Source organism: Tannerella forsythia, from assembly GCF_001006485.1.
Taxonomy (GTDB): domain Bacteria; phylum Bacteroidota; class Bacteroidia; order Bacteroidales; family Tannerellaceae; genus Tannerella; species Tannerella forsythia.
On sequence record NZ_JUET01000058.1, the window covers coordinates 197138 to 210796 of the forward strand.

Genomic DNA, 13659 nt, shown 5'->3' on the forward strand with positions numbered 1-13659 from the left:
GACGATGCAACAATTCAACAACCAACACCCGCGGGGCAACAAACCTTCTGCAGGGATTTGTTCTTCGTTTTTCGCTTCTTGATCGTTTACGTATGACAAAAAAATGTTTTCTTTGCAGGAAGAATAACAACGAACGAGAACATGAAACACAGACATTCATTCGTGGGGCAGGGCTATATGCTGCCATTTGTGCTGATTACTTTTTTCTTTTTTTCAATTGTAATCCTTTCATAGATGAAATATGGCTGAAAGCGTAATATTTCTCCCGGGCTCGGGCAACCATTGAATCGTATTCTCAGCTGCTTTGGCATATCGTTTATCAAAAATATTGTCTATATTCAACTGCAAAGTCCAATTTTTATTATAACGATAGCTAACCATAATATTTCCGACAAATGCGGGGTTGAACCACATCTCGTTAGCAAGATCAGCATACGACTTGCTGGAGTAGTCAAATCCGATTCCCAAACGGAAAAGATGTTTTATCGAATTATTATTGAAAAATATCCACCCAAAAGCCGTATGAACAGGTGAATATGGCAAATAATTCCCCTTCATTTCCGATTTTGAAATGGATGTACTGGAATATTCTCCCACCCGAGAAGTTGTGAAAGCATAACCTCCCCGTAAACTGAGATATGTTACGGGAGAGTATGTCACTTCTGTTTCAAAGCCATCCGAGTTAACCGTACCAACTTGTCCAATCACACTCTTGCCTTCTGTATTCTTTCCCAACTTTTGTACAATATTCGTCTTTCGGATATGAAAAGCTGACAATTCGAGTAAAAAAACATCATTGATTTTAGAATGAAGGCCTATTTCATATTGCATTCCACGCTCCGGGGCATATATTTTTCCTGTCGAACCGGGTTCTATGATATTTCCTTTATTATCAACATAAATATAACTTTTGTCTCCAATAGTCCTTATCGGTCTAAATGAATTGGAAACGGAAGCATAGATTCTGTTATTTGCAGCAAATTCATAAATCAATCCGAACTTATATGTCAAGGCATTGTCTGGAAGAATGTATTCTATGCCCTCTTCTGTGACGGTACGATGGTTGGTCTTATTGTTTTTTACCTTCCTCCTGAATAGATTATAACGCAATGCAAGCATGACGGACCAACGTTTATTCAAAGCAACCTGATCAAACAATGAAAGAGAATGATAATATTCCTTAACATTTACTCTGTTTGTAAATTTGGCCTCCAAATATCCAGGGTTGGCTATCGGATGATAGATAGACATCGCCGTCGTCGTGGCAGGTCCTGAAAAATTGCTGCCTTGCCATCTCTGCAAATACATATAAGAGAAATCATGACCGAACGATACAAGATGATTTATTCCCCATGTATCCAAACTCCCCTGTATTTCTATTTGATTGCCTATATAATAATTGTCATAATCAAAATGAAACGGCTCACGAATAATTGAATCAATACTGATATACCTTTTTTCTTTGCCGTTTAGATAATAATGCTTGTAACGTCCGGAAGTTTTGCTTGTCAAATGTGAAAACTCTTCCGACTGTAAGTAACTCAATGTATTATATGATAAGCCGAATATATTTCGCAACTTCCATTGGTCTGAAAACGTATGTTCCCAGATGTTTGTCGTTGAGAGATGTTTATCATTCAAATGATCATCTACATAGGTGAGATTTGTTTTCTTCAGATCGACCCCTTCAGGAATGTCACCAATCGAATAAATTTTCTTTCCGCTTTCATCATATATATCGTTGAAAAAGCGTGGAATACCAGGATCAGTATGCACTCTGTTATCATATGCTATCGCAGAAAAAGAAAACTTATTCCTGATATTGGGACGAAAATCTAATGCCAGATAGATATTATGAGATTTTTTGTCGTTTTTTCTCCATCCGTCGCTTTGTATACCGGTATAATCGATTCTAAAATTAACTTTTGACGATAAGGAACCGGAAGCACCTAACTGAGCGGTATACGTATTCCAACTGCCGAAAGCGAGCCTTGCATCCATTGAGGCTGTTGCCGACGGCTGGTTGTAAATAATATTAATGATACCGCCAATAGCAGAATGGCCGATCATTGCCGAGGAAGGCCCTTTGAGTACCTCAATCCGATTAACTCCGACAAATGATGAAGTGGGAGCACAAGAATAAAACTCAGACCTTTCGTCTCGAATACCATTCGATAACAACACAACACCATTGAGGCCTCTAGTACGAAACATATGAAATCCTCCGTAATTATTCATCACTCTTATCCCGGTCGTTGTTTTATTGATGTTGAGCAGATCGGTGATGTTTAGATCAGATAACACCCTGCCTTCGACAACAGACATCGTAAGGGGCATTTCCGATAGTGCAACAGGCAGTTTAAGCAGACTTGTTTTGCGAATGTGACGTCCAACAACCACATGTTCCTCCAGATGGATAACAGTATCCTTCTCTTCATCGAATTTCAGATTGTTTTCCGAATCGGTTTGCCCATGTACAAAAGCAAACAGGCATGTCGAAAAAAACAGACATAAAAAAATTTTCTTTCTCATAACATTATTCATATAATAAACAAAAGATTCGTGTGTCCGCTTATGCATCCGCGCTGATCATCTGCAAAATAAAAATGGCTAACAGAACATATCAGCAGTTGAAAACGGCGAATTTACATAAAAAACGCGATATTTAAGCCAATGGAGATAAAAAAACGAGGAGTGTAGTTTCTCCTTAGCCAATGAACCATTTACGACACCCCCAGAGGTGGTACTTCAAACGTAAGGGGTGATTATGACCGACCGTTTTAGGTAGAAATATGTATATCTGTCACTTAGCGTGTGACATGAAACTATTTAGGACAATATTGCGTCTCTACGGGTAAACTGACTGCCGGATGCTGAAAATCGACTGCTGACGACTATCCCAAAGGATTTTAACCATCCCATACGACTTTTCTCTTCGTTTTTCGCTTCTTCATCGTTTACGTATGACAAAAAAATGTTTCCTTTGCAGTCAAGAACAACAAAAAACGAAAACATGAAACACAGACATTCACTGGTGGGGCAGGGCTATATGCTGCCATTTGTGTTGATTACTTTTTTCTTTTTCCTGTGGGGATTTGCACGGGCGATTCTCGACGTGCTCAATCCATTTTTCCAGGAGACATTCCAAATCAACAAGACGCAGGCATCGCTGATTCAGTTCGTCACCTATCTGGCATACTTTCTGATGGCTGTGCCTGCCGGCATGATGATTCGCCGGTACGGTACCCGTAAAGGTGTCGTTGTCGGGCTGCTGGCTTTCGGCGGGGCAGCACTGGCTTTTGTGGCGAGTCGTTTCTTCGGGCCATACATCTTTCGGTTTTATCTGTTGCTGTTGTTTGTCATCGGTTGCGGGCTGGCCTGTCTTGAGGTGGCTGCTAATCCGTACGTGACATTGCTCGGCGATAAGGAGACGGCTGCCGGACGCATCAACCGGGCGCAGTCGTTCAACGGGCTGGGGTGTATCTGCGGGTCGTTGCTGGGGGGCATCTATTGTTTTTCGGGCGAAAATCCGAACATCTCGATCCCGTACATAGGTATCGGGGCGATTGTGTTAGTGATCGCTGTCTTGTTTTCGCGGGTGAGGTTGCCTGAATTTGTTATAGAAGACGAAGGTTCCGCTGCGCGCTCTCGTCCGACGAAAGGGCTGAGTGCCCGACCGCTGTTTCTTTTCGGTCTTTTTGCGCTGTTCTGTTACGAGATTGCCGAGATCGCCATCAACTCATTCTTTATCAATTATGCGGTCGAGAATCACATGGTTGAGTGGTTTACCGACTTTATCGCCACGCATTTCGGGATGAATCTTCACCCTAAGTTTATCGCCTCCATCGTGCTGTCGGTCGGTCTGCTACTTTTTATGCTCGGTCGGTTTGCGGGCAGTATGCTTATGCAACGTATGCGTGCCGAGCAAGTCCTGTTCGGTTGTGCCATCGGGACGGTGACGATGACCACCCTTGTGGTGATGGATATGCACGGAGTCTCTTTCGTGGCCTCGATCCTGATTTTCGTTTTTGAATCGATTATGTTCCCGACAATTTTCGCCTTATCGATCAAAGGTTTAGGAAGCCTTACGCAAAAGGCGTCAGCTATCTTGATGATGACACCTGTCGGCGGAGCCATCGGTACGGTATTGATGGGAATGGCTGCCGATATGCACAACATGACGTTCTCGTTTCTTGTGCCCTTGACGGCGTTTGCGGTAATTTTGATTTATGCCGTCGTTCTTTTGCGGAAGAAACCGGAATAGAACGGGGATTCAGTCTGACAATCAGTCCGGATGAAGACTTTATCGAAAGAATAAAAATCAAAAATAAATACATATCGACGGGTAAAAAACGTTAATACATCCCTGCTTCCTCCTCGAAAAGATGTATTTTTGTCGACGATCCAGGTTATTATTCTTAGTGACATAGAAAGGGTCACGTTATATATTTACATTTATCGAAACATAATGAAAACTGCTTTTCACCCATGGATGCTTCTTGTTGTCGTCATGCTTTTAAGCGTGTCGGGAGTTTATGCGTCCGTGATCGTTCCCAACGATGCCGCGAACCGCAATGTGACGTGGAGCGGCAATCATGAATCGATGGCCCTGGTCGATAACGATGGCAAGGTGTATGCCAGCAGGGCGGGTGAGGCGGAAACATCGGCATGGAGCGACTATGGTCGGCTGTACGTTACATCGCCGGTGAAGGAGGTGATTGAAGTGTATGCCCTGACAGGCGTAATCGTTTATCGTGCAATGAAACAGCCGGGTGAGACGGTCTTCGATCTGAACGTGCCGCGCGGCATCGTCATCGTGAAAGGCTCGTCGGGCTGGGTACGTAAAGTGAAACTCTGAATGAGTTGATTGGATTACTCATGAGCTGTTTAACCTCTTTCCCGATACCGAAATGACAAAGATATATATGGTTGCTTTACTATCGTTTTGTGTATGGATCATCCATGCGCAGCACGATCGTAGTGCAACCGTTCTTCGTTCTGCTGCCAAGGGACTGGAATATGAAGTGAAGGCCGGGTTTCATATCGGGGGGGCATCGCCGTTGCCCTTGCCGCACGAGATACGTGAGATCAGCAGTTATAACCCGACATTAGCCATCCCGATCGAAGGGACGGTGACACAATGGTTGGGTAAGCAGAGGAAATGGGGCGTGACCGCAGGACTGAAATTAGAGAATAAAGGGATGATTACTTGCTCGCGTGTGAAGAATTACCGTACCGAGATTATCGGCGACGGGGGAGAGAAAGTCAGCGGGCGCTGGACGGGATATGTCAAGACTAAAATGCGTACTGCGTACCTGACAATACCTCTGCTGGCTGCTTACCGGCTCGATGAGCGCTGGGTGATGCGCGGCGGTGCTTACGTCTCTTATCTGACCGAGGGCGACTTTTCCGGACACGTGTACGACGGCTACCTGCGAGAAGGCGACCCGACCGGTCCTAAAATTGAGTTTAAGGACGGGCGGATCGCCACCTACGATTTTTCCAACCGGCTGCGACATTTCGTATATGGCGCTCAAATGGGTATCTCATGGCGCGCCTTCAAGCATTTCAATACGTTCGCCGATCTCTCGTGGGGCTTGAACGGTCTGTTTAAAAGCGATTTTGAAACCATCTCATTCGCTCTGTACCCCATCTATCTGAATGCCGGATTCGGATATGTCTTTTAATCAATTGGCCGCTTTGGTCAAAGTCAGACCGATCTCGATTTTCGTCGATTTTTCCAACAGGTTGGGGAGTTCCTTGGCTATAAGAGGCTTCGCATAGTCCGGAATACTTTTGACCGATGCCAACAGGACAGGCAGCACATTGCGTAATGCCTTAACCGTTTCCGTGTCGAGATAGAAGCGGGTAGAGGAACCGTTCGAGGTATAATATACGGGTATCCCGGCCTTAAACAGCACTTTGATAGCAGCCAATTTCGTAGCATCAAGACCTTTCATTTCCGCGAAAACCTTGTCTGCGTCCGGATGCAACAGGATTTTGTTAGCGACTTTTGTGTTGTATGTCGCATAACCTTTGGCCGCCATCCATTCTTTCGAATCTTTTTTCTTATATGTGGCTTCAATTTTTCCATCGGCCGTGAACGTAACGTCTTTCAGCCCGGCCTGTACGAGTTCGTTCAGGGTCGGAGTCATCATGGCAGTCAATTGCTTGACCGTAAGTTTGATCTTTCCCGCCTCAATCACGACATTGTCCGGAGCTTCCCACACGATATCCATCGGCATTTCTTTTACATTCCATTTACCCGCCAATTCGAATGGCTTCTTGTCGTCATTTTTGTTACATCCGCTGAAAATGCCCATCGTACATACGAGCATACAGCAATACATTAAAAAACTTTTTCTCATCATTCTTCTGTTTAGAGTTAAACTTGGTTTTTTTATCGGGACAAAAGTACTACATTTGCCGGCAAAAAAAATCTTTTTATGAAACGTTATGACTTTGATGAAATTATTGAGAGAAAAGGTACGGATTGTATCAAGTTCGATGCGTTGAAAGAGCATTTCGGACGTGATGATCTGATGCCGTTTTGGATTGCCGACACGGATTTTCGCACGCCCGATTTTATCATTGATGCGCTGAAGGCACGATGCGAACATCCGGTTTTCGGGTATACATACCCGTCGGACGAGTATTACAACAGTATTATTGATTGGGTGCGTGACCTGCACGGGTGGGAGATTCGTCGCGAATGGCTTTCGTATATTCCCGGCATCGTCAAAGGGTTTGCGTTTGTACTCGACCATTTTACGCACAAAGGGGATAAGGTCATCATCCAACCGCCGGTGTATCATCCGTTCCACTTGGTGCCCGAAGCGATGCATCGCGAAGTGGTATATAACCCGTTGCGTAAAATGAACGGCTCGTATGAAATGGATTTCGATCACCTCGAATCTGTCATCGACGAAGGCTGCAAAGCCTTGATCCTTTCCAATCCGCATAACCCTGCCGGTATCGTCTGGCCGAAAGAAACGCTGCAAAGGCTGGCTTCGATCTGTGCCAAGCACCATATTCTCGTTATTTCGGACGAGATTCATGCCGAAATGGCCTATCCTGCGTTTACGCATCATCCGTTCCCGACCGTGTCGGACGAAGCGGCGGCATGCAGCATCACTTTCACGGCTCCCAGTAAGACCTTTAATATTGCCGGCATCGTGTCATCCTACGCTATCGTACCCGACGATAAGCTGCGCAAGGAGTTTTACTCGTTTCTTGAATCGGGCGAGTTCAACCATGGAACGATTTTTGCCTACACGGCTACCATTGCCGCTTACCGGCATGGTGCGGAATGGCGTAGGCAGATGCTGGACTATGTGTCGAAGAATATAGATTTTGTGGAAGCGTATCTGAAGCAACATATTCCGCAACTCAGCATATATCGGCCACAGGCATCGTTTCTTATCTGGCTTGACTGCCGAGGGATGAAGTTGAAACAGAAAGGGCTGGTCGACTTCTTTGTGAATGATGCCGGACTGGCGCTGAATGACGGATCGATGTTCGGTTCCGGGGGAGAAGGATACATGCGTCTGAACGTAGGTTGTCCACGTGCTACACTCGAACAAGCGCTGGAGAGACTGAAAAACGCCGTGAAAAAGAGGATGGGTTAGGGTTATCTCCTTCAGGTTGAAAGCGAATTGACTGGTAACTGTAACCTGTCCCCCCGATGTGCGTCCATAACGGTATGGAACAGTGGAGCGACATGGAATATGTTGAAAAGGTTCAGGCCGGGGATGCGGAATATTTTGCTCCGCTGCTGGAACGTTACAGTCAGCCCGTCTTTTCGTTATTGGTGCGGATCGTAGGCAATCGTGAAGATGCGGAAGAGCTGACCCAGGATGTGTTCCTGAAAGTATTTCGTTCGCTCTCCTCATTCCGGCGTAACAGTAGCTTTGCGACGTGGCTCTACCGCATTGCCTACAATACGGCTGTTTCGGCGACACGCCGGCCGAAGCGCGAATGGATGTCGTTTGACGATTCCGGGATGGAGCGTATGGCGGAAGAGACATCGGACGATGAGGCGGACGAAGTCTTCAATGAGGAACGTCAGCAGCGACTTGAGCAGGCGCTGGATCAACTTCGGCCGGGTGATCGAGCGCTGATCCTGCTTTATTACCAGCAGAAAAAAACGATGGAGGAGATTGCGAAGATTACGGGACTGACGCTGTCGAACGTGAAAGTGAAGATGCACCGTATCCGCAAGAAATTAATGGATCGCGTAAAAAAATAGAAAGGATTGAATGATGGAACGAATAGAAAAAGACCGTTTGAATGATTGGTTTGCCCGGCTGCCGGATAAGAAGCTTCCGGCGGACTTTCAGACCCTCCTCATGGAACGCATCCGGCAGGAGGCACTGCTCCGTGCCGAACGCCGCAAAGAACGCTTGAACCTGTTGGGGATGGGTGTCCTGATCATATCTCTCCTGGGCGGCCTTGCTGTCCTGTTTTTCTTTTTGGGCATTTCATGGCAATGGCCGCAGTGGCGGATATCGCTCCCCGAGATGTCTACTTTCTTGTTTTACGCATATATCGGAGCATTAGCTTTTGCACTTTGGATGGCCGATACCGCTTTCCGAAGATATTACTGCAAAAAATACCCGCACGAGAGCACATGAAAAAAATTGAAATTCAAAGATTTTCTTCCGAGAACGGCTTCCTCTTCGAAAAAAAGCATTATCTTTGTCCCACTTTTTCGGATTATTTTTAGTGAGTAATAAATAGATTGTCGAACTTTTAATTAAAAAAAACGGAGTATTAACTTTAAAATGGAGAATTTAAAAAACATTGTCCCTGACGAAAACTTCAATTGGGAGTCGTACGAAAAGGGAGATTTAAACACGGAGGTAAAAAAAGACGAACTGGTCAAGACCTACGATGAAACCTTGAATACCATGAGAGACAAGGAAGTCGTAATCGGAACCGTGACATCACTGAACAAACGTGAGGTGGTGGTTAACATTGGTTTCAAGTCGGACGGTGTCGTACCGATGTCCGAGTTCAGATATAACCCGGATTTGCAAATCGGCGATGAAGTGGAAGTTTATATTGAAAATCAGGAAGATAAAAAAGGGCAATTGATTTTGTCGCACAAGAAAGCGCGTGCGGCTCGTTCGTGGGAGCGGGTCAACGAAGCGCTTGAAAAAGACGAAATCATCAAAGGTTACGTTAAATGCCGTACAAAGGGCGGTATGATCGTCGATATCTTCGGTATCGAGGCTTTCCTGCCCGGCTCGCAGATCGATGTGAAGCCAATCCGTGACTATGACGTATTTGTCGGCAAGACGATGGAATTCAAAATCGTGAAGATTAACCAGGATTTCAAGAACGTCGTCGTGTCGCATAAGGCGCTGATCGAGGCCGAGCTCGAGCAGCAAAAGAAAGAAATCATCTCGAAGCTCGAAAAAGGCCAGGTACTCGAAGGTACGGTCAAGAATATCACATCTTACGGTGTGTTTGTCGACCTTGGCGGCGTGGACGGGCTGATCCATATTACCGACCTTTCGTGGGGACGTGTTTCGCATCCGGAAGAGATTGTTCAACTTGATGAAAAGATCAATGTTGTAATTCTTGACTTTGATGATGAGAAGAAACGTATTGCGCTCGGTCTGAAACAACTGACTCCGCATCCGTGGGATGCACTTGATCCGAGCCTGAAGGTGGGAGATAAGGTGAGCGGCAAAGTTGTGGTGATGGCTGACTATGGTGCCTTTGTAGAAGTGGCTACGGGGGTAGAAGGATTGATCCACGTGTCGGAAATGAGTTGGACTCAACATCTGCGCAGCGCACAGGATTTTATGAAGGTGGGCGACGAAGTAGAGGCTGTGATCCTTACACTTGACCGCGAAGAACGCAAAATGTCGCTTGGCATCAAGCAGCTGCGCGAAGACCCGTGGGAACATATCGAACAACGCTATCCGACAGGCTCGAAGCATACGGCCAGAGTGCGTAACTTCACCAACTTCGGGGTATTCGTGGAGATCGAAGAAGGCGTAGACGGATTGATTCATATCTCCGACTTGTCGTGGACGAAAAAGATCAAGCACCCGAGCGAATTTACCCAGATCGGAGCGGATATCGATGTGCAGGTACTTGAGATCGACAAAGAAAACCGTCGCCTGAGTCTTGGTCACAAACAGTTGGAAGAAAATCCGTGGGATGTTTTTGAGACCCTCTTTAACGTAGGTTCCGTACATGAAGGTACGATCATCGAGATGCTCGAAAAAGGTGCAGTCGTTTCATTGCCTTACGGGGTGGAAGGATTTGCTACGCCGAAGCATTTAACGAAGGAAGACGGATCGTTGGCCGTATTAGACGAGAAACTGCCATTCAAGGTGATCGAGTTCAATAAAGACGCGAAACGCATCATCCTTTCGCACAGCCGTACTTTTGAAGACGAACAGAAGAGTTCGAGAGGGGGTGAAAGAAAAGCATCAAAGAACGTCGAGACGGTGAATAGTCCGGTGATGGAAAAGACTACGCTGGGGGATATTGAAGAGTTGGCGGCCTTGAAAGAAAAATTGGGCGAGAAACCTTCGGCCGCGGCCGCCCCGGAAGAGCCGAAAGCCGAATAATCTTATCACAGGTTTTATCTTGAAAAGAGGCTGCCTCCATCTTGAGGCAGTCTCTTCTTTTTCTCTTTTGGGCAATAAACGACGTCTGAAAACATCCTCTTTTTTAGTACTAAGGTCCATGGCTTCGGCGAGCGACGGTGCCGGGTTGAAGTATCTGTGCCGGAAGGAGGAGAGGAACGGAACGGGAGGCCGTTTGTTGCATTGGCGTTCTTTCACTATCTTTGCCTCGGATTTTAATAGGAAAGAAAATGAGTCATCATTTATTAAAAGGGAAAAGAGGAATTATCTTCGGAGCATTAAACGATATGTCCATTGCCTGGAAGGTGGCCGAGCGTGCCGTCGAAGAAGGGGCAAGGATTACTTTGACCAATACGCCGGTGGCGATTCGTATGGGCGAAGTCAAAGCTTTGTCGGACAAGTTGCAGGCAGAAGCGATTCCGGCCGACGCCACGAGTGTGGAAGATTTGGAAGAGGTCTTTTCACAGTCGGTGAAAATTCTTGGCGGTCCGATTGATTTCGTGTTGCATTCCATCGGTATGAGTCCGAACGTACGCAAGAAACGTACGTATGACGATCTCGACTATGATTTGTTGTCGAAGACACTCGACGTCTCGGCCATCTCATTTCATAAAATGTTGCAGGTAGCCAAGAAGCAGGAGGCCATTGCCGAGTACGGATCAATCGTGGCGCTTACTTATGTGGCGGCACAGCGTACGTTTTTCGGATATAACGATATGGCTGATGCAAAGAGTTTGCTCGAGTCGATTGCCCGCAGTTTCGGTTACATCTACGGACGGGAAAAGAACGTGCGGATCAATACGATCTCGCAATCGCCCACGTTGACGACGGCCGGGAGCGGTATCAAAGGCATGGATCACTTGATGGACTTTGCCAACAAGATGAGTCCGCTCGGCAATGCGACGGCCGACGACTGTGCGAACTACTGTATCACATTGTTCTCCGACCTGACCCGTAAGGTGACGATGCAAAACCTCTATCACGATGGCGGATTCTCAAGCATGGGTATGAGCCTGCGCGCCATGAATCAGTACAGCAAGGGGCTCGAAGAGTATACCGATGAGAGCGGAAAAATCGTTTACGGATAACGCATGCGGCGTATTCGGACGGTCATGTCCGGAAAAAGCATGAGAAAGCCGTCTCGACCGAAAGGAAGAGACGGCTTTCTTGCTATTGTGTTCTCTACTTTCTTCTCAGATGCAGAGCTTCAAATCTTCCTCGACGGTGGTGATACCGGCAAGGCCAAACGTATGGACGAGCACTTGCGTTACACCGGGCGAGAGGAAAGCCGGCAGTGTGGGGCCGATATGAATATTTTTCACCCCGAGACTGAGTAAGGCGAGCAATACGATAACGGCTTTCTGCTCGTACCACGCGATATTGAACACGATCGGAAGGTCATTGATATCGTTCAGTTCGAACACTTCTTTCAGTTTCAGTGCCACAACGGCCCATGTATAACTGTCGTTACACTGTCCGGCATCGAGTACGCGGGGAATACCGTTGATGTCTCCCAGATTCAACTTGTTATACCGGTACTTTGCACATCCGGAGGTGAGGATAACCGTATCTTTGGGCAGACCTTTCGCATAATCCGTATAATATGTACGGTGAGGGAAACGTCCGTCACATCCACTCATAACCACAAATTTGCGTAATGCGCCTGACTTGATGGCTTCGACAATCCGGTCGGCCAGTTGCAGCACCTGACGGTGTGCGAAGCCGCCAATAATCGTTCCGCTCTCGATCTGAACAGGCGGTTCGCATTGCTTGGCGATCTCGATGATTTCGCTGAAATCTTTTTCTCCGCCGGGTCCTGTGTGGATGTGTTTACAGCCCGGATAGCCGGACGAGTTGGTCGTAAACATACGGCTTACGTACGTGTTTTTAGGCAAGGGTGGCACAATGCAGTTGGTGGTGAAAAGAATCGGCCCCTTGAAGGTCTCGAACTCCTCGCGTTGTTTCCACCATGCGTTGCCGTAATTGCCTACGAAGTGTTTGTACTTCTTGAATGCCGGATAATAGTGCGCGGGTAACATTTCGCTGTGCGTATAGACGTCGACGCCTGTACCTTCGGTCTGTTTGAGCAACGCTTCCATATCGTGCAGGTCGTGTCCGCTGATCAGGATGCCGGGACGGTTGCCCACACCGATGTTTACTTCCGTCATTTCCGGGTTGCCATATGTCGAGGTATTGGCCTGATCGAGCAAGGCCATCGTCTTGACCCCCACCGACCCCGTCTCAAGCACGAGGGCCGTAAGCTGTTCGCCGTTGAGTTCACCAATGGTTATGTCGCTCAGCGCACGTTCCATAAACGCATAAATCTCGTCGTCTTCATATCCCAGACGCATGGCATGCTCGGCATAGGCAGCCATTCCTTTAAGACCGTAAATCACGAGTTCTTTAAGCGAACGCACGTCGGCATTCGTCTCGCGCAAGACTCCTTCGACAAATCCTTTCTCTTCATACTCATCGACTACGGGAGCCCATACCACCTCTTCGGCATCGTACGGAGGCAGTCCCGCCTCGGCAACCTGTTGTTTCAGTTTGTCCCGCAGCGCGAAAGCACGTTCTACCCGAGCACGGATGCTCGCCTTGTCGAAATTCGCATTCGTGATCGTCGAAAACAACGCGTCGACCACCAGATGGTCGACTTCACGTTCTGTTTCCTTTCCGGCCCGGCGGAGGCCGGTAGTTAACACCCCGATGCCGCGAACGGCAAACAGCAACATATCCATCATGGCAGAGAGATCGCTCTTCTTACCACAAACACCCTGAACCGTGCAACCGGTCCCCTTAGCCGTTTCCTGACACTGGAAACAAAACATCTTAGCATCCATATCCTTCAATTTTTTTACATGTAACATCAATAAATTTCATGATGCAAATATCCGGATAGGTCTGTTCTTCAAATGTCACTTATGTGACAGAGCTGTTTTTTTATTGTTTTTTGTGAGAGAAATGCCCATACGTCTTGCGCAGACGTTCGTCAAGTATCCGAAAGTCTTCGCGAGCTTCACAAATCTCTTCAACGGCGATCGAACATCTCCGC

The 13659-nt window shown here is 46.9% G+C and carries 11 protein-coding genes; 8 read left to right on the forward strand and 3 right to left on the reverse strand.

All coding sequences use genetic code 11. The features are described from left to right. Positions 1–228: 228 nt before the first annotated feature. On the reverse strand, positions 229–2532 hold the full coding sequence (locus Tanf_RS03875) for a TonB-dependent receptor (protein WP_161794935.1): 2304 nt from the start codon (positions 2530–2532) through the stop codon (positions 229–231). 481 nt (positions 2533–3013) lie between these two features. On the opposite strand from Tanf_RS03875, the gene Tanf_RS03880 reads away from it, so the two are divergent. From Tanf_RS03880 to Tanf_RS03890, 3 genes are all read left to right on the forward strand, one after another. Then, entirely contained in the window at positions 3014–4264 is a 1251-nt protein-coding gene (locus Tanf_RS03880; RefSeq protein WP_046824968.1) for an MFS transporter, read from the forward strand. Between the two features lie 204 nt (positions 4265–4468). Beyond that, positions 4469–4858, forward strand: a complete 390-nt coding sequence (locus tag Tanf_RS03885) for an Ig-like domain-containing protein (RefSeq protein WP_014225109.1) — start codon at positions 4469–4471, stop codon at positions 4856–4858. Between the two features lie 52 nt (positions 4859–4910). Then, a complete protein-coding gene (locus Tanf_RS03890) occupies positions 4911–5687 on the forward strand; it encodes a porin family protein (protein WP_046824969.1) in 777 nt (258 codons plus the stop codon). Here Tanf_RS03890 and Tanf_RS03895 read toward each other — a convergent pair whose 3' ends face one another. Further along, positions 5688–6371, reverse strand: a complete 684-nt coding sequence (locus Tanf_RS03895; RefSeq protein ID WP_140230695.1) for a hypothetical protein — start codon at positions 6369–6371, stop codon at positions 5688–5690. Between the two features lie 75 nt (positions 6372–6446). Between Tanf_RS03895 and Tanf_RS03900 the strand changes: the two genes are divergently transcribed. From Tanf_RS03900 to Tanf_RS03920, 5 genes are all read left to right on the forward strand, one after another. Beyond that, positions 6447–7628, forward strand: coding sequence for a MalY/PatB family protein (locus tag Tanf_RS03900; RefSeq protein WP_046824970.1), 1182 nt, complete (start codon positions 6447–6449; stop codon positions 7626–7628). A 74-nt stretch (positions 7629–7702) separates the two neighbouring features. Further along, positions 7703–8248 carry an RNA polymerase sigma factor gene (locus Tanf_RS03905; RefSeq protein WP_041590783.1) on the forward strand — a complete coding sequence of 182 codons (546 nt, stop codon included), beginning with the start codon at positions 7703–7705 and terminating at the stop codon, positions 8246–8248. Between the two features lie 10 nt (positions 8249–8258). After that, positions 8259–8633, forward strand: coding sequence for a hypothetical protein (locus Tanf_RS03910; RefSeq protein WP_014225115.1), 375 nt, complete (start codon positions 8259–8261; stop codon positions 8631–8633). A gap of 150 nt (positions 8634–8783) precedes the next feature. Further along, positions 8784–10589, forward strand: a complete 1806-nt coding sequence (gene rpsA, locus Tanf_RS03915; protein WP_014225116.1) for a 30S ribosomal protein S1 — start codon at positions 8784–8786, stop codon at positions 10587–10589. Positions 10590–10837: 248 nt separating this feature from the next. Continuing rightward, complete coding sequence (locus Tanf_RS03920; protein WP_014225118.1) at positions 10838–11695, forward strand: enoyl-ACP reductase FabI; 858 nt, start codon at positions 10838–10840, stop codon at positions 11693–11695. A 105-nt stretch (positions 11696–11800) separates the two neighbouring features. On the opposite strand, the gene hcp is transcribed toward Tanf_RS03920, so the two are convergent. Then, positions 11801–13447, reverse strand: a complete 1647-nt coding sequence (gene hcp / locus Tanf_RS03925; protein WP_014225119.1) for a hydroxylamine reductase — start codon at positions 13445–13447, stop codon at positions 11801–11803. Positions 13448–13659: the final 212 nt, after the last annotated feature.

Excerpts from the sequence above, each read along its gene's own strand:
- Tanf_RS03875 (WP_161794935.1), bottom strand. The coding sequence starts at position 2,532 with ATGAGAAAGAAAATTTTTTTATGTCTGTTTTTTTCGACATGCCTGTTT.
- Tanf_RS03880 (WP_046824968.1), top strand. The coding sequence starts at position 3,014 with ATGAAACACAGACATTCACTGGTGGGGCAGGGCTATATGCTGCCATTT.
- Tanf_RS03885 (WP_014225109.1), top strand. The coding sequence starts at position 4,469 with ATGAAAACTGCTTTTCACCCATGGATGCTTCTTGTTGTCGTCATGCTT.
- Tanf_RS03890 (WP_046824969.1), top strand. The coding sequence starts at position 4,911 with ATGACAAAGATATATATGGTTGCTTTACTATCGTTTTGTGTATGGATC.
- Tanf_RS03895 (WP_140230695.1), bottom strand. The coding sequence starts at position 6,371 with ATGATGAGAAAAAGTTTTTTAATGTATTGCTGTATGCTCGTATGTACG.
- Tanf_RS03900 (WP_046824970.1), top strand. The coding sequence starts at position 6,447 with ATGAAACGTTATGACTTTGATGAAATTATTGAGAGAAAAGGTACGGAT.
- Tanf_RS03905 (WP_041590783.1), top strand. The coding sequence starts at position 7,703 with ATGGAACAGTGGAGCGACATGGAATATGTTGAAAAGGTTCAGGCCGGG.
- Tanf_RS03910 (WP_014225115.1), top strand. The coding sequence starts at position 8,259 with ATGATGGAACGAATAGAAAAAGACCGTTTGAATGATTGGTTTGCCCGG.
- rpsA (WP_014225116.1), top strand. The coding sequence starts at position 8,784 with ATGGAGAATTTAAAAAACATTGTCCCTGACGAAAACTTCAATTGGGAG.
- Tanf_RS03920 (WP_014225118.1), top strand. The coding sequence starts at position 10,838 with ATGAGTCATCATTTATTAAAAGGGAAAAGAGGAATTATCTTCGGAGCA.
- hcp (WP_014225119.1), bottom strand. The coding sequence starts at position 13,447 with ATGGATGCTAAGATGTTTTGTTTCCAGTGTCAGGAAACGGCTAAGGGG.